Origin of the sequence: uncultured Megamonas sp. (assembly GCF_958438645.1) — a bacterium.
GTDB lineage: Bacteria > Bacillota > Negativicutes > Selenomonadales > Selenomonadaceae > Megamonas.
On sequence record NZ_CAUBSM010000005.1, the window covers coordinates 67626 to 84430 of the forward strand.

23 protein-coding genes are annotated in these 16805 nt (G+C 28.0%); 1 reads left to right on the forward strand and 22 read right to left on the reverse strand.

The genetic code is table 11. The features are described 5' to 3' along the window. Nucleotides 1-54: 54 nt before the first annotated feature. Nucleotides 55-1317 carry a dicarboxylate/amino acid:cation symporter gene (locus Q5I67_RS05750; RefSeq protein WP_296898580.1) on the reverse strand — a complete coding sequence of 421 codons (1263 nt, stop codon included), beginning with the start codon at nucleotides 1315-1317 and terminating at the stop codon, nucleotides 55-57. A gap of 284 nt (nucleotides 1318-1601) precedes the next feature. Here Q5I67_RS05750 and Q5I67_RS05755 point away from each other — a divergent pair, with 284 nt between their 5' ends. Next, the gene (locus Q5I67_RS05755) at nucleotides 1602-1979 is read left to right on the forward strand and encodes a thioesterase family protein (RefSeq protein ID WP_296898578.1); all 378 of its coding nucleotides are present in this window, start codon (nucleotides 1602-1604) and stop codon (nucleotides 1977-1979) included. A 97-nt stretch (nucleotides 1980-2076) separates the two neighbouring features. Here Q5I67_RS05755 and Q5I67_RS05760 read toward each other — a convergent pair whose 3' ends face one another. The 21 genes from Q5I67_RS05760 to Q5I67_RS05860 all read right to left on the reverse strand — a co-directional run bounded on the left by Q5I67_RS05760 (nucleotide 2077) and on the right by Q5I67_RS05860 (nucleotide 16767). After that, nucleotides 2077-3996: an ABC-F family ATP-binding cassette domain-containing protein gene (locus Q5I67_RS05760; RefSeq protein WP_302486667.1), complete on the reverse strand. Its 1920-nt coding sequence runs from the start codon at nucleotides 3994-3996 to the stop codon at nucleotides 2077-2079. Nucleotides 3997-4154: 158 nt separating this feature from the next. Continuing rightward, complete coding sequence (locus Q5I67_RS05765) at nucleotides 4155-4349, reverse strand: helix-turn-helix domain-containing protein (RefSeq protein ID WP_302486668.1); 195 nt, start codon at nucleotides 4347-4349, stop codon at nucleotides 4155-4157. A 62-nt stretch (nucleotides 4350-4411) separates the two neighbouring features. Then, complete coding sequence (locus Q5I67_RS05770; RefSeq protein ID WP_302486669.1) at nucleotides 4412-5320, reverse strand: hypothetical protein; 909 nt, start codon at nucleotides 5318-5320, stop codon at nucleotides 4412-4414. Further along, nucleotides 5268-7418, reverse strand: a complete 2151-nt coding sequence (gene dnaE / locus Q5I67_RS05775) for a DNA polymerase III subunit alpha (protein WP_302486670.1) — start codon at nucleotides 7416-7418, stop codon at nucleotides 5268-5270. The genes Q5I67_RS05770 and dnaE overlap by 53 nt, the downstream gene beginning before the upstream one ends. Further along, the gene (locus Q5I67_RS05780) at nucleotides 7418-8140 is read right to left on the reverse strand and encodes a Rha family transcriptional regulator (RefSeq protein WP_302486671.1); all 723 of its coding nucleotides are present in this window, start codon (nucleotides 8138-8140) and stop codon (nucleotides 7418-7420) included. The genes dnaE and Q5I67_RS05780 overlap by 1 nt, the downstream gene beginning before the upstream one ends. 20 nt (nucleotides 8141-8160) lie before the next feature. Then, the gene (locus tag Q5I67_RS05785; RefSeq protein WP_270348579.1) at nucleotides 8161-8397 is read right to left on the reverse strand and encodes a hypothetical protein; all 237 of its coding nucleotides are present in this window, start codon (nucleotides 8395-8397) and stop codon (nucleotides 8161-8163) included. Nucleotide 8398: 1 nt separating this feature from the next. Continuing rightward, complete coding sequence (locus Q5I67_RS05790; RefSeq protein ID WP_302486672.1) at nucleotides 8399-8572, reverse strand: hypothetical protein; 174 nt, start codon at nucleotides 8570-8572, stop codon at nucleotides 8399-8401. 17 nt (nucleotides 8573-8589) lie between these two features. Next, entirely contained in the window at nucleotides 8590-8982 is a 393-nt protein-coding gene (locus Q5I67_RS05795; RefSeq protein ID WP_302486673.1) for a YopX family protein, read from the reverse strand. Beyond that, nucleotides 8979-9845 carry a phage replisome organizer N-terminal domain-containing protein gene (locus Q5I67_RS05800; RefSeq protein ID WP_302486674.1) on the reverse strand — a complete coding sequence of 289 codons (867 nt, stop codon included), beginning with the start codon at nucleotides 9843-9845 and terminating at the stop codon, nucleotides 8979-8981. Before Q5I67_RS05800 ends, Q5I67_RS05795 begins: the two co-directional genes overlap by 4 nt. Nucleotides 9846-9881: 36 nt before the next feature. After that, entirely contained in the window at nucleotides 9882-10130 is a 249-nt protein-coding gene (locus Q5I67_RS05805; protein ID WP_302486675.1) for a hypothetical protein, read from the reverse strand. Between the two features lie 38 nt (nucleotides 10131-10168). Then, the gene (locus Q5I67_RS05810; protein WP_302486676.1) at nucleotides 10169-10855 is read right to left on the reverse strand and encodes a hypothetical protein; all 687 of its coding nucleotides are present in this window, start codon (nucleotides 10853-10855) and stop codon (nucleotides 10169-10171) included. A gap of 33 nt (nucleotides 10856-10888) precedes the next feature. Continuing rightward, nucleotides 10889-11290, reverse strand: a complete 402-nt coding sequence (locus Q5I67_RS05815) for a hypothetical protein (protein WP_302486677.1) — start codon at nucleotides 11288-11290, stop codon at nucleotides 10889-10891. 48 nt (nucleotides 11291-11338) lie between these two features. Further along, a complete protein-coding gene (locus tag Q5I67_RS05820; protein WP_302486678.1) occupies nucleotides 11339-11620 on the reverse strand; it encodes a Bro-N domain-containing protein in 282 nt (93 codons plus the stop codon). Nucleotides 11621-11686: 66 nt separating this feature from the next. Then, nucleotides 11687-12469 (reverse strand): site-specific integrase, encoded by a 783-nt coding sequence (locus Q5I67_RS05825; RefSeq protein ID WP_302486679.1) that lies wholly within the window; start codon nucleotides 12467-12469, stop codon nucleotides 11687-11689. Nucleotides 12470-12586: 117 nt separating this feature from the next. Continuing rightward, on the reverse strand, nucleotides 12587-13240 hold the full coding sequence (locus Q5I67_RS05830; protein WP_302486680.1) for a hypothetical protein: 654 nt from the start codon (nucleotides 13238-13240) through the stop codon (nucleotides 12587-12589). Nucleotides 13241-13266: 26 nt separating this feature from the next. After that, complete coding sequence (locus Q5I67_RS05835) at nucleotides 13267-13737, reverse strand: hypothetical protein (protein WP_302486681.1); 471 nt, start codon at nucleotides 13735-13737, stop codon at nucleotides 13267-13269. A 379-nt stretch (nucleotides 13738-14116) separates the two neighbouring features. Continuing rightward, nucleotides 14117-14398, reverse strand: coding sequence for a hypothetical protein (locus Q5I67_RS05840; protein WP_302486682.1), 282 nt, complete (start codon nucleotides 14396-14398; stop codon nucleotides 14117-14119). A gap of 2 nt (nucleotides 14399-14400) precedes the next feature. Further along, on the reverse strand, nucleotides 14401-15054 hold the full coding sequence (locus tag Q5I67_RS05845; protein WP_302486683.1) for a hypothetical protein: 654 nt from the start codon (nucleotides 15052-15054) through the stop codon (nucleotides 14401-14403). A gap of 2 nt (nucleotides 15055-15056) precedes the next feature. Beyond that, nucleotides 15057-15839: a hypothetical protein gene (locus Q5I67_RS05850; RefSeq protein WP_302486684.1), complete on the reverse strand. Its 783-nt coding sequence runs from the start codon at nucleotides 15837-15839 to the stop codon at nucleotides 15057-15059. 52 nt (nucleotides 15840-15891) lie between these two features. Continuing rightward, the gene (locus Q5I67_RS05855; protein WP_302486685.1) at nucleotides 15892-16398 is read right to left on the reverse strand and encodes a hypothetical protein; all 507 of its coding nucleotides are present in this window, start codon (nucleotides 16396-16398) and stop codon (nucleotides 15892-15894) included. A gap of 90 nt (nucleotides 16399-16488) precedes the next feature. Then, nucleotides 16489-16767 carry a hypothetical protein gene (locus Q5I67_RS05860; RefSeq protein ID WP_302486686.1) on the reverse strand — a complete coding sequence of 93 codons (279 nt, stop codon included), beginning with the start codon at nucleotides 16765-16767 and terminating at the stop codon, nucleotides 16489-16491. Between the last annotated feature and the right edge of the window lie 38 nt (nucleotides 16768-16805).

The following is a 16805-nucleotide window of genomic DNA, read 5'->3' on the forward strand; positions in this document are numbered from 1 at the left end:
TAAAAGTCAGTGGACAGCTTTTAAGGAGCTTTATTATTATCTTATTTTATTATTTTAGGCTAAAGTATCTTCTTTAAAATTATTTTTATAGGAAGATTTTATTTCACTACGAGAAATTTCACGTTCCCAAAGACCAACTACAACAGTAGCAATACAGTTACCAAAGATATTGCAGAATGTACGAGCCATATCCATAATGCGGTCTACACCTAAGATAATAGCGATACCTTCTGTTGGAATACCAAAAGAAGCAGCTGTACCAGCGATTACAATGATAGAAGCACCCGGAACACCAGCAATACCTTTAGTAGAAATCATAAGTGTAAGTAACATCATGATTTGTTGAGTGATACCAAAATCAATATCATACATTTGAGCTAAGAAAATAACTGCCAAGGAACTATATAAAGTTGAGCCGTCAAGATTAAAAGAATAACCTGTTGGCATAACAAATGTGATGACATGTTTTGGTAAACCTAATTTTTCTAAACATTTCATAGCTATTGGTAATGCGGCTTCACTACTAGCAGTAGAATAACCTAATAATAAAGGTTCACGTAAAACTTTAAAGATGTGCCAGAAATTTAATTTAGTTATAATAGAGGCAATAGTTGCAAGAATAATTAAGAAAACAATAATTGCAAAATAAAGAGAGAATACTAATTTTCCAAGAGGAATGAGCATTTCTAAGCCGAATGTGCCAACAGTATAAGAAATCATAGCAAAAATACCAATTGGAGCAAATAACATGACGTAGTGAGTAACTTTGAACATTGCTTCAGCTATTCCACGGCAACATTCTACAACGATTTTTCCTTTTTCACCGATATGGGCTAAAGCTACACCAAAGAAACAACTAAAGAAGATGATCTGTAACATGTCGCTTTTGGCACAAGCTTCAACGATGTTAGCAGGAATGATATTTAATAAGTGCATGGAAATACTGAAAGATTCTGCAGTAGCGGCAGCATTAGCACCAGCAGAAGCCCCAATAGAAGGAAGAGAAACACCAACACCAGGTTGAAGTACATTTACAATAACAAGACCAACAACTAGAGCTAAACTACTAGCAACTTCAAACCAAATTATGGCTTTACCACCTAAGCGACCAAGTTTTTTGAAATCGCCTGTGCCTGCAATGCCGATGATTAAAGTACTAAAAATAAGAGGAACAACGATCATTTTAATCATGCGAATAAATGCATCGCCTAGCGGTTTTAATTGTGAGCCGATATCGGGTAAAAAGTAACCAAAGATAGCACCTAAGACTAACCCAAGAAAAATTTGAGCAGTTAAATTAATGCGTAACTTTTTCATTAAAAAAACTCCTTTAATAATATTATTGTATAAAGCCTATAGATATATTGTTATTTTATGCAGTTAACAAATTAACAATTTAACAATATATAAAAAAACACCTTTATCATTATAGTAGTAATAAAGTGTTAAGTCAATGTAAATATTATTAGAACATTGTATACATTATTTTAACAATAAAAGTAGTTTGAATATTTATAAATTATTTGTTTAAATAATTCATAGATAATTTTTTTATGTATGTTAAAATAGAAATAGATTTTTTAGAGATAGGAAGGATTTTTATGTTGGATTTAAAAAGTGGAATTATTGGACAAGCTAAAGTAAAAGTATCAAAGAATAATACAGCTAAAAATATGAAAAGTGGTGCGTTGCCTGTTTTTGCAACTCCTGCTATGGTAGCATTGATGGAAGAAGCTGCATGTACAGCATTAAAAGATTATTTAGAAGAAGGAGAAGGTACTGTAGGCATAAAATTAGATATTGCCCATGTAGCACCAACAGCAATGGATGATATTGTAACAGCAACAGCAGTTTTGGATAAAATTGAAGGTAGAAAATTAACTTTTATAGTTGAAGCAAAAGATACACATAAAGTCATTGGCAAGGGAGTACATGAAAGATTCATCATAAATAATGAAAAATTTATGAGTAAATTATAAAAAAATAGAATAAAATTAAGTTTATTTTTATAAAGAAAGAAGCTTTTCATCTATATTTAGACAAAAAGCTTCTTTTTTATTACTTTTTTTATTATATTTATTTACTATTTTCGGCTAATTCTTCAAGATATGCCCAGCGATCCATTAAATAATCTAATCTTTCTTGTAAAGCAGTTTCTTCTTTAGTGAGTTCATTTAATTTGCCATAGTCAGAAGCATTTTGACTCATTTGAAGTTGCACTACTTTTAGTTTACCTTCTGTTTCGGCAATTATGGCTTCAATTTCAGCATATTCTTTTTGTTCTTTAAAAGAAAGTTTTTTTACAGGTTCAATTTTAGTTGCAATATTTTTAAGTGTTTTTTCTGTATCAGAAGTGGAATTTTTGGCTTCAGTATTTTTTCCCTTTTCTAATGTAGCCAATTCTTTTTCTTCAATACCTTTGTAATAGGAGTATCCACCAGGATATTGACGAAGAGAACCATCTTTTTGATATACAAAGACTTTATCAGCTAGACGGTCAATGAAAAAGCGGTCATGAGATACAAATATGATAGCACCATTAAAATTATCAATGAATTCTTCTAAGATAGACATGGTTTGTAAATCTAAATCATTTGTAGGTTCATCTAATAACAATACATTTGGTGAACTCATTAATATACGTAATAAAAATAAACGACGTTTTTCACCACCGGATAATTTACTGATAGGAGTCCATTGTAATGTACCTGGGAATAAAAATCTTTCCATTAATTGAGATGCACTTAGTTGTGTACCATCAGCTAATGTTATGTGATGAGCGACTTCTTTAATATATTCAATAGGGCGAAGTCTTTCATCCATATCAATATTTTTTTGAGCAAAATAACCAATTTTTACGGTTTGCCCTATATTTACTGTACCAGTTGTTGGTGGTAAGATACCTGCTATGATATTTAATAAAGTAGTTTTTCCAGAACCATTAGGTCCTAAAATACCAATACGATCATTTCTTAAAACTGTATAAGTAAAATCTTTGATGATTGTTTTATTATCTACAGTATAATTTACATTTTCTAATTCAATTACAGTACGACCTAAACGAGAGCCTGCAAGTCCCATTTCAATTTTACTGTTATCGATGTTTACTTTTTGATTTTTTACTTCTTCAAAACGCTGTATTCTAGCTCTTTGTTTTGTAGAACGAGCTTGTGCACCTCGACGTATCCATTTTAATTCATTGCGTAGGAAGTTTTGACGTTTTTGTTCGGAAGCTTCTTCGCGTTCTTTTCTGGCAGTTTTTAATTCTAAGAATTGAGTATAATTGCCTGTATAAACATAAGATTTTCCTTTATCCAATTCTAATATTTTAGTAGCAACAGAATCAAGGAAATATCTATCATGTGTTACCATGATTAAAGCACATTTTAATTTATGAAGATATTCTTCAAGCCATGCGATGGTTTCACTATCTAAATGGTTTGTTGGTTCATCAAGTAATAATAAATCACATGGTTGAATTAACGCTGTAGCTAAAGCAAGTCGTTTTTGTTGTCCTCCGGATAGAGTTTTTATTTTAGCAGAAAAATCCATAATACCTAATTTAGTTAGAATGGTTTTAGCATCACTTTCTAACTGCCAGCCATTTAATTCATCAATTTTACTAGTTAATTGAATGATTTTTGTTTGTAATTCATCATTTTGAGGATATTTTTGACTTTGAGCTAAAGTAATTTCATATTCATAAAGTGTTTTCATTATAGGTTGGTTTCCCTGAAAAACTTCCATTAAAATGGTATTTTCAGGATTAAAGATTTTATCTTGAGATAAATACTCTATATTTATATTTTTACCGGCAATAATATTACCACTATCTTGAGGGATAAGACCAGCGATTACTTTGATAAAAGTTGATTTACCAGTACCATTTACGCCAACAATACCAATTTTATCGCCATCAGATAGACTGAAATTTACATTTTCAAATAAAACTTTTTCTCCATAAGTTTTACATAGATTTTCTATTGTTAGAATCATGATAAAAAACACACTCTCTTTAAATGATTATTGTTTGTATATTATATCATATCTTAATTGATTAATTAAAATTTTAAATTTGTGATATAAAACCTTATATATCAATGTTTTAGAGCATTATTTTTATACAAAAGTGCTACAAAGTGCTACCCATTGCTTTAAATAACAGTATTATCATCTAAGTAAATTTCTAAATTTTTCTTTGTTATTCTCCATTGTCTGCCAATTTTAGTACCTCTCATTTCTCCATTTCTCAATAAATAACCAACTGTACTTTTAGGGATTTTCAATAAAGTTGCTACTTCATCTGGTGTATAAACTTCATCATTTAAATTAAATTCATCAAAATTCAATATAAATTCCTCCTTTGGAAGCTCTCTACAGTTTATAACAAGGCTATAGAGAGCTTTTTGTTTTACATTAATACAAAATCATCAAGAATTGGGTTTTGACTATTAGAGCAGGCTATTTTACATTTAGCACCTATAGAAAAATTATCTCTCCATGCTTTCCATTGTTTTGCAAATATAGTGCAATTATATTCTCTATAATTAGTGCTAAACACAACAAAAGCCATTTCTTTTCCTTTTTTATCTTTATGCAATTTTATTTGTTTAATCGTAGCATCTTTTACTCGTGGCACTTCTGAAAAAGTAAACTTTAGCACCTCATTTTCCAATTGACAGTTAGATACTTCTTGCCAATCTGTAGTTTCTTCTAAAGTGCATTTTTCTAACTTTTCTTTCCATGATGCTAACTGTCGTTCATATTTTCTAATTTCTTTAGCATCATTTTTTAATTTAGCATTTTCGAGTGCTAGAGAATTTTCATCTACTTTTTGTTTGCAAGTATTCTTTCTTTTTAGAAAGTCTTGCATGGAAACTAACTGCATAAGCATTTTTCCTCTAGGTATATTCAAGAAATCCATAGCACCAGCTTTGATTAAACCTTCAGTAATCTTTTTATTGTTATGTTCAACAATATCTTGATAATCCTTGTAATGAATAGTATCAACCTGTGAACCAACATTACGAATATAGGTTAAACCAACTCTAATACCTTCTTCTTCAGCCTGCCATTCTAAGTTTCCTTTGCGTAAATCTGGTGGCAATATTTTTATTTTTAAGCGTTTACATTCTTCTACATAAGGTGCAACGTCTTTTTGGTCTTTTTTTGAGTTTATTAAAGCACACATAAACTCTTTAGGATAATAGACTTTTAAATATGCTGTAATATAACTCAAATATCCATATGCGGTAGCATGAGATTTATTAAAAAATGTATCTACCAGCAGCTTTAATTTGATTACCAATGTATTCAGCAATTTCTTTGCTAAACCCATTTTTAATTACTGCTTCTTTAAAGTCTTGAGTTGCCTTTTCAATTTTATCTTCCTCTTTTCTGCCAATAATTTTTCTCAACATATCGGCTTGTCCCATTGTATATCCTGCTAATTTCTGTGCAAGCAACATTACTTGCTCTTGATATACAATAACGTTATAAGTAGGACTTAAAACTTCTTCTATTTCTTTGCAAAGGTAAATAATTCGTCCACCATTTTTGCCATTTACATAAGAATCAACTAACCCACTTCCTAGCGGCCCCGGTCTAAACAAGGCAACTAAGGCAATAATATTTTCAAAGCAGTTAACTTTCATATCTTTAGCTAGTTTTCGCATACCGCTTGAATCCATTTGGAAGCAACCTAATAAATTATCTTTTTGATACAATTTAAATACTTTTTCATCATTTGTATCTAAGTTATATATATCAACTTTATCTTTAATCTGTTTTAAAGTGTTATCTATAACATCTAAAGTGTTTAACCCTAGTACATCTAATTTCATCAATCCAAAGTTTTCTAAATCATGGAAATCGCCTGAGGCTACTTGTGTCCAAATTCTTTCACCATCAAGTGATTCATCAGATACACTTTGATATTCGATTGGAACATAATTAATCGTATCATCTGGTGTTATCAAAACAGCTGAAGCATGACTACCAAAAGCACCCATTCTTCCATAAAAATGTTTAGCTGTATCTATGAGTTTCTCTTTATTAACTTTAACTCTAACATTAATAACATCATCTATTTCCTCAATTTGTTTGGTAATATCATTAACAATGGTAGGTTCAATTCCTAAAACTTGACCTGCACGTTTAATAGCACTTTTATTTCCAAGATAAGAATAAGTTCTTATTTTCATTACATTGCCATATTTATCTATTAAATAACCTATTGCTTCACCTCGTCTTGATGTTTGTAGGTCATTGTCAATATCTGGTGCGGAAACTCTTTCTGGATTACAAAAACGTTCAAACAAAAGATTATATTTTATAGGGTCTACGTGATGAATACCAAGAAGCCAAGCAACTACACTTCCACCTACAGAGCCACGACCAACACCAGTAAGAATCTTCTTTTCTTTACACCAGTTAAGAAAATCCCATGTTAATAGTAGATAATTTGTATATCCACATTTTTCAAGCATAGATAATTCATACAAAAATCTATCCCCGTATTCTTTATAATGTCCTCGTGGAACTTTATCCTTCCATACACCTCTACAAATTTCTTTAATCTTTTCACAGGCATTATTAGTTGGATATGTTGGAAAATGATTACCAGCAGGGGCTAAATCATATATTTCAACCTTATTGGTGATTTCTTGTGTATTTCTAATTAATTCTCGTGTGATGTTTTGTGGCAGAAAATTAGAATTTAATAATTCATCTTCGCTCCATAGATAGTTAGTATCAGTGGTATAATATTCACCTTTTTGTAACCCTATCCATTTTTTATGCCATACAGCATCTTCTTTTTTAGAATAATGTGCATCTGTTGTAACAACAGCTTTAACTTTATACCTTGCACAATAAGATAATAATTTAAAATTATATTCTTTTTGTTCATCAATAGGGTGTGGCTGCACCTCTAAATAAAAATCATCACCAAAAATATTTTTAAAATATTGTACCCATTTTTCTCCATCTTCGGTATTGATTATAGATGCTAAACAAGCACTTAAACAAATCAATCCGTCTGAATATTCCGTTAATTCTTTAGAGTCTATTCTAGGCTTAAAATAGAAATGCCCATCATCTTTATTAAATGCAATCTTATTCATTTTTTTTAGGTTCATATAACCTGTTTTATTTTTGGCAAGTAAAATAAGATGGTGTGTAAACGCTCTATCTTTTATAAATTTATCTTCACAAAAATAGAACTCACAACCAATAATAGGCTTAATATCCTGTTCTAAAGTTTTCTTGTGAAATTCAATTATACTTGCCATTGTCCCATGTTCTGTTATTGCAACAGCTTCTTGTCCAAGCTCCTTAACTCTATTTAATATTTCATCAATAGTTTGGTAGCCATCAAATAAACTATGGTCGCTATGGACGTGTAAATGGGTAAACACTATGCCAACAACTCCTTAAATACATCAATAGCACTATTATAGTACCTAAAACTTTCAACTTCTTTATTAGAATACTGTGATTTATCATAGAAGTATTTGCCATATTTTTCTGTTTTTAAATTAAACTCATTCGCTAATCTACCAATTTTATTTGCTGATACTCCTAAAATTTTACCGATTTCTCCAGCTGAATAAGTCTTTTCTTTTACTTCTGGCAATGGTAGTACAGGCTTACCAGCAAGAGCTAATGAAGCATAGCTATCAGTAATCTGTCTATATTCTGGAATATTAGTTCTATCCCCTAGTTTTATCCACAATTCAGCAACTTTTGCTTTAGCTTCATTTTCTCTAATTTCTAATTCTTTTTGTTGGTATTCTGTTATCTTAGTTTCACTAATTTGATTAAGTTGTTTTTCCATTTCTTCAAATCTGGTTACATATTCAGCAGTAAATAAGATACCTTTTTCGCCAGTTAATTTATTTGCGACCATATCGCAACCTTTGCGAGTAAGTTTGTAACAAGGTCTACGCTTTCCTTGATTGTCTAAATAACTAGATTTAATAAAGAAATCAGGTGCCTGCAATTTTGCAGTGGCTAAAATTTCTTCATAATTACGTATTGAACGCATTAGCATTGCATGGTCTTTCCCAATCATTTCAGCCACCTGACGACTGTCAGCATAAATTTTTCCGTGTTCGTTAATTAGTTGTAATTCGTTCATTGTATATTCTCCTTTTTAAATTAACATATATATTCTTGACTTATATCTGTAATTTCATTTAATTCACATTCTGTAATACGAAAAAAGCTTATATCAAAAATATCACAGTTTTTAAAATGTCTTTTTGCTACATCTTTAGCTTTATCTCTATTGTCAAATACACCAACACAAATATCTTCATAATCGCTTATCCAATCTTCTAAGTCATAATCATAACGTGGTATTTCTTTTGTTAGTGTTAAAACATAAAATTTCATATTATTTCCCCCTATCTTCTTCAAACAAAGGATTCTTCTTAAAATATTCATCAACTGTCATGCCATCAATCCTAGATATTCCATCAGGCGATAGTTTATTTGGAATATTATACTCTTCTAGTAGTTCGTCTAATATTTGAAAACATTTTTTCATTTCTTCATCAGTAAATGTCATTTATTATTCCTTTTTATTCAAGAGCTTTTTTCTACTAATTCTGGATTATCCCAAATATTGCCAACAATAATAAAATTTACATTATCAGTAGCTTCTGAAATACGACCATAATATATAAAATACTGATGCTTATTTTCGTTGTATTTAAGAACACCATAATATTCATCAGTATCAAATACAATATCACCTTCATACATAGAAACAAATCTAGCAATATCTCCATTATATTTTTTCCCAATATATTGACTAACTGTTTCTGCATCTACTATATAAAAATAATTTTCTTTTTTATTATATATATAACTAATATTGTTTCTATCTTTAAAATAACTACCATACACCCATTGATTTTTCTTGTGATTATCACTATCGCTAATTAATTTACCTCTAAATAAAATTTTTCTACTCATTTTTTATTTTCTCCTTGTATTTTTAATTCCAAAATCCTCCAGCATATAAAATCATATTCCACAAGATTATTCCAATTTAAAAAATCACTTGCATTTTCAGGTGAAAATTCAGGAACTTCTAAAGGTGCAGGTTTAGGTACATTATTAGAATCAGCAGCATAATCATGTCGTTCATTCATTTTTCTTTGTATTTCTTTTGCTTCTTCTACTCTAACTTTATTTCTAGTATTCCAACTAACTAATAAAGCTACTAAATTTGTAATTGGTTCACCATTTTTGGTTTTCCAATCCCGTAAAGAATAATAATTATAAAATTCTTCAGCATCCACATATTCCAAATTATTATTATTTATATAATCATTAATAATATTTATATCAATCATTATATTATTATATATATTATTCTTATTTCTTATATCTTTATTCTTATTATATATATCGTTACACTTTGTTACATTACGTTTCATATCCGTTACATTATCGTTACATTGTAACGCTTTTTGTCTGGCTCTATATTCTCGTACTCGTTTTGTACTTTCAGCTTCAGAACCAATAGTTCCCATTGCTTCAACTAGGGCATATTTATTTTCTTCAATACAATCAATAAGTTTATATTTTTCAAGATAAGATAATAAATATGCTACATTCATTTCTTCTTCATCTAAGATTAAAGCTAATTCCTTTGCAAGGTTATCTTCTAATCCTTCAAATTCAATAATGCCTTCATTTTTTATAGAATAACATTGCAATTCTAAATATATTAAAGCGTAGGTATCACCACCAGCAACTGATCTAAGTTTTTTTATTTTTGGTGAATTAAAATAATCTTCTCTAAGTTTTAACCAATATCGTCTTTTTGTCATACAGAATCTCCTTCAATAAAATAAGATTTTATAACCTTATTTTGTAATTTTATACAAAACCTTCTTGAATTTTCCATTTTCCCGAACAATTTCTTTTTTTATATATCCTAATTGTTCTAATTCTTTAATTCCGTTAGCAATCGCTGTTGTTCCATCTGAACTTATTTGTTTTAAATTTTCAAGTGTAATGTTTATTTTACCTTGATAAATAATTAAATATATACCTTTAGCTTTAAAAGATAATCTGTTATCTGTTAATATTTTATCTATTTCTTGTGAGTACATTTTATTTTCTCCTTATGTTGTAATAAAAAAAGAAGTAGTTAATTTCTACTTCTTGGTTTAGATATTCCGTATCTAGTCTCAGTGTAGGATAAAATTTTTATATAGTTAGGAATAAATTCAGTAGTTGGATTTTCTGATATTATTCTATGAAGTGTATTTAATGATTTCTCATTTATGACTATATAAAATGTATCTTTTATTTCATTTTTTAAGTTCAATATAAGAATTTTTATAAACTCGCCTTTAATGTCAATATTTTTTTGTATAGCTAATTTTGATAAATCATAAGGGGTACATTTTTCTTGCTTATTTATAAAAAAATAGAAATAATTTTTATTAAAAAATATAATGTCTATTTCTTCTTTTGTTTGCAATATATCATATTTTATATCTTGCGGAAAATTCATTTTAGATAATTGTTTTTTTAAGTTTATTTGTAAAATAAGTTTTGGTTCTGATATGTTTGTAGAACGCTCTATTGGTTTAAGCGTAGTAGACGTATCGTTTATTGTTGCTTCATTTGTAATGTTATTATTTGCGTTTTTAAATAAATAAACAATATAAATAAGCAAAGATATTCCAATAACAATCCAAATAACTTCAAATATATCAACATAAAATGCTTCGCTAACAATCATTAGAATTGTGACAAGTATAAACACTAAGCAGCCCGTTTCATCTCCAATCAATAAAATAAATAGTGCTGAAAGAAATACAAAAACCATAAAAATCTCCTCTTGAATTAATAATATTTTTTATTAATTCGTAAGTAATCTTTTAAATTCCTCTATTGCACATTCAAAATATCTAAAAGTTTCTATTTCTTTATTGGAATACTTAGATTTATCATAGAATAATTTCCCATACTGTTCAGTCTTTAGATTATGGGCATTAGCAAGTCTACCAATTTTATTAGCTGATACACCTAAGATTGCACCTATTTCATCAGCAGAATATGTTTTTTCAGTTGCTTCTGGTAAGGAGAAAATTTCCTTGCCAGCTAATACATTACCAGCCTTAGCAAAGGCGATTTCTTTATATTCTTTTATAGTTGTCATTTGTGATAATTCTTTCCACATTTTTGCTTGTCTAGTTCTGGCATTTAACAACATTGCTTCAGAACGCAACTTCTTAGTATCATCTACAGGTTGCTGTTTCATAGAGTAGCTACCCGTTTTACGAATTAAAGGTAATACTTCTCTTGTTACCTAATGTTTAAACTTCTTAGCACTAGGTAATTTACTAGAAAATACTAAGCTATATAAACCACTTTCGTTAATAATTATCATAGAGCGATTTTGCCTGCCGTCGTGAATTGCGACATAAGTTCTATCTTCATTATCAATATGTTTAGTTAAAGCATCTCTAGTATTACTATATCCTAATGCTTCAGCAACATCTTTACCAACGAACCACACTTCTTCATTTTTAATTATAGTTCTAACTTGTCCAAATTCTTGATTGTAAAATACTTGTAATTGATTTTCCATGAGTATAATCTCCTTTTCTCTTTGAATACACTTTTTTGTTGACTTGCTATTTTGTCAAGTATATTTTTAGAATTTATTTATTATATTTGCTAAATCTGATGCATTTGTCGCAATGTATCTCATTGTTGTACTTATGCTTTTATGTCCACAAGCTCTAGCTGTTAAAGCTATATTACTATGACTTTTTTGATAGAAATTAGTTGCAAAGTAGTGCCTAAATGAATGACAATGCAAGGCAGGATATCCAGCTTTAATACAATGATTTTTAACAATATCTTTTAGATAATTTGTAGTATATTTACCACCACGAGGAGAGTTAAAAACATAGTCCCCTGTATTTCGGTCTTTACTATTAAGCCATTCTATTAACAGTGGCTTTAATTTAGAATTTATAATACATAATCTATCCGTATGATTTTTTGTATTACGTATAATGAATTTATTTTCCTCTAAAGAAATATCTTTAATAAGCATATTTTGAGCTTCAGAAATACGAAGTCCAGCATATGACATTAAAGACACTAACAGCTTAACTTTTTTATCTGTTGTACTGTTGATAATTTTTTCTACTGCTTCCTGTGTTGGTGCTTCTGCAAGTTTTTCTTGTGTATGAATAGTTTTAGTAAATCTTTCTACTTCTTCACAGTCCTTTTTGTAGAACTTTAATGCTCTAATCCAAACTGATAAATAGAATTTCTTTGAATTAATAGACATATTTAAGTTCATAATTTTTTTTACTGTATCCATATTTATAGGTTTATTTTCAAATTTTCTTAATATTTGTGCATATTTTGTATAGGTTTTATCTCCTCGACTTAATTTGATTTCTTCTAAATATCTTGTAAACATTGGGTTCACCTCTTTGGAATTATTATTAATAACGATTGTTTGATGATGTTAATAAAAGGATAAATAGTGCCATTAAAAAACCTAGAATAATACTCATAATATTCACCTCATTTATTATTAAAGTTCTTGTATGTTAGTGACTCTTAATTTTCCATTACAAAATTCTTTTTCCCAATCAACATTTTCATAATAAATATCATCATTATTATTAATTGATTTTATTTTTTCTAAACTATCTTTATCTATTTTGTATTCTACAAATATATCTAAAGAACAATTTATTTCTATCCATTGTCGATCATAAATATCCCAATCAAACCATTTATAAGGAACACAATGAACCATAGCACCATAGCCGTTATTATTATCTACTGATAATAAGTCTAAATAATTAATATCATCAAAGATATCGCCCCCGCCTAAATCCATTATTTCATTATTGACTTCATAACCTATAATAGAAAAATCTTGATTTAAACAACGGTCTTTTATTTCGTCTATGATTTCCTGCTTAACATCATTTTTATTTTCTATACTTTCTATATACAATAGTTCGTAAGTATTATTTCTATGCTCTCTAGCGTAAATAGTGATTAATGTTTCCCCATTAAAATATTTCAATCTTGTATAATTATCGGCTTCATTTCCACAATAATAAATCCATGAAAAGTTATATTTTTGCATAAATTTACTTAATCTATCCCTTGTAACAATAACATATTCTAATTTGTTTAACGCTTTTATAACTCGTTTTGTATTATTCATTTTCATTTTTAAAACCTACCTTTTAATTATTATTAATAAACTGCTATACATTTACCATCTACAAAATCACAGTCCCAAGAATTGAAAAATTCCTCGCCTATTAGTTGAAAATCTAATACTTTATATATATCATCTGGAATTTCATTTCGTTTATATGTCCAATGGTTATTATTGACCATATATACCCCAACGTCATATATATCATCAGCTTTAAAAATGTAATATTTGTTTTCTATTATCTTTTCATAGGCTTCATAGAAAGATAGCCCTAGCTCTAATATCTTTTTAAAATCACTCTTAAGGCGATTAGAACTCAAATAATTGAAAACATTAATTATATTCTGTAGCTCATCAAATTCTATCCAATCAAAATCTAAATCAGATTTAATATCATCTACATAAATATTTCCCATTTCTTCAGAAATATTTTTTAAATTTGGATTTTTACTTAAATCTATCCATCTTGAATCAGTACCATTTGAAAGACATACTCTTAAATACATAGCAATACCACCTTATTTATAAAATTATTAAGAACTAAATAAAAGGTATAAATTAGATTTAAACTCTAACTTATACCTTCTGGTTTAATTCTTAATTATTCTTATAATCTAGCAAAAACATAGCAGCCGATTATTTGCCCTTCTTTTGTTTATAATAAAAATGCACTCTATAGAATATCTATAAAGTGCATTTTTATTTGATCTTTCTGTTATAATATTTACTTTTGGTTAGTATCACGTTTGATAATAGAGCTACTAACATTATCATTAATATTAAATACATTGTTGACTTAATTGCAATCATGTCATCTGTGAAAACACATAAAACCAATGATATAAAAATGAATATATCTAATAAGACATTCATAAGTAAACCCTCCTAAAATCTAACATCAATTATTTTTATTTTTCCATTATTTGCTGCTTCATATTCTACATATAGATATTTACAAGAATGGCAAGCAAATTGCATAGTATTATCTTTTGTATAATCGTGTAATGTAACATAAAGCCCTATATTTTCCATATAATTTATCAAGTTATTAATAGATGTTGTTTTATATAGTAAATCCCTTTGTATTAAATCTATGACTCTATTAAAGAGAATTACTGTATTATTTCCTTCTTCAATCATTGTAATATAATCACTTAATGTATACATTTTTATTCAGCTCCTTCAAAAACTAATATTATTTTATTCCCAAAGATATTATAAACTTCTCTATTTTCACCATGAATAAAAGATTTTATAAACGATTGGAAAGCATCAACCAAAGGTACTATTGCATTTGTAGCATCTAATAGACTAATTGGCTTCTGAATATCGTTTTCTTCAATGTAAATTCTATATCTTTGCTTAACTTTAATATATTCATTGTCAGCAATTTTTATACATTCGTCTACATATGGATTGTAATTTGGTTCATAATAACATTTTTGCTGCTTATTAAATATTGCTTCTATCAAATAAAATTTTTCTTTTAATAGATATGACATCTGGTAAAATGTTTTTTTATATACAGTATCGTTTTTAATATAAAGAATATCCATTGAATTATTAAATTTTATTAATCTGTCTAAAGCTTCTGTAATATCATTTAGATTATCTATACTAGACAATAGAATATCATTATTAATCAATTCTAAATCTATATATTTGCCATTCCATTTATCAAAGAAAAACATTTCTGTTCCTGTAGTTCCTTTTGTATTAATAGGTTTTATATAATAATCATAAATAAGATTATCATTATCAATATCACCTATTGTATATAATACGTATTTATTTTGTATATAATATGTTCTCAATGCTAACATTTTTATTCAGCTCCTTCGATTGTATTTATTAATACTTTTATTTCTGTGATATCTTGTTTATTAAAAGCATTGTTTAAAGCAAAATCTTGTTTTAATTTGTCTATCTTAAAAGATAGATCAGATAAAATATTATTAATTTCTGTTACATCTTTAGGATTAGATTTAATGTGTTTAACAAGGTTTAAAGTGTCTAAATCAAAAAACATATCATCGAAAACTTCAAACAAAAACTCACTGTCATTAAAATAATAATCTGCTGCTGTTCGTATTTCTGATATAATATTACATAAATAATTTTTAAAATATTTCTTAAATGATTTTACAAGGCGGTTTAATTCATGCTGTAATTTAGGATAATGGTCTAAATTACGCCAACAATAATAATTAATAGTATCAAGGCTATTGTCTACATCAAATTCAATATCATCATTATTAAACAATGATAGAAAAACTTTAATAGCTCTATTATCAAATTTAGCAAGCCTATTATCATATTTTCTAAGTTGCAAAAAGTTTTCCATTAAAGGCTCTATTGTTTTTACTGTTAAGCTTGTTTTATCCTCAAATGGTACACGAAAGATATTAATACCATAAATACCATCATCGTGAATATTAATATCTTTTTGTTTTATTTTTATACCAAAATTAGAATCAAATTCTATTGCCATTTGTTGTTTTAAGCCGTCAATTTTTCTATCTATTGCACTATCAATAAGACAACCATATTTTTTATAAACAATTTCTTGTTGCTTGTCGTTAAGCTCTTCATATTTTCCTAATCTCATTTTTATATCCTCCTATACTAAAAAACACGCTTAGAATAAATCTTAAGCGTGTTTAATCGTCTACAAATTCAACATCATTTAAGCTATTATTAAACAATTCCTTGATACAAGATTTATAATCTTGAATATAAATATACCCTGTACGATATCTCAAGTTTAATTTACTTGCAATTGATTCAGTTGCATTTCTATATCCTTTATCATTGCAATGTAGCACAGATATTTTATATACCTTATTCCCATTTCTATTTATTTGAAAACTTTCAAAAATTACAATGTGTTTATCCATGTCTAAAGCCTCCATTTTTTTAAACGTCTTATAGTCTGCATTATTTTTAATGATGATGTTATTTTCTTCTAATAGTTCGCTAGTAATAGAGTGTATTTCTCTAATATCACCATCAATACAAAGACCATGCACAGAAAAATATTGTCTTAATTTATCTATCTTGAAAGATAAATCAGATAAGTATAAATCAATTTGTTTTTTTGCTTGCTCAATATCACCTAAAGCCATTTCTTTTTTTAAATTTAAGTATTCTTTTTGTTTGCTATTCATATATATATCCTCCTTTCAATCAATTTAAACCGCCCTATCAAGCCATATAAGGCGGTTTAAATCTTTACCAATACATATATAGAGATATGTTTATTTATCCTTGCATAAGCTGTTTAATTCTTGTAAACATTTTCCAATAGTCCATAATTCATTATTTAATTTTATAAGATTATTAACAGTGTCTAGCAGTCTTTCACATTCCCAATTTTCTAAATGTTTTACATTTAAAAAGTTTTCGCCGCCTGATAAGAAAAAGCTTGTTGTTATTCTGCTGCTATATTCACTTAATTTCGCTAACTCTTCTTCTATATTTTTAGATATGGCTTGCATTTCTTGTATTTTGTGTTCTTTATATTCTTTAATATCCATAGTGTAAACCCCGCTTTATTTATAAACTTTTAGAACAC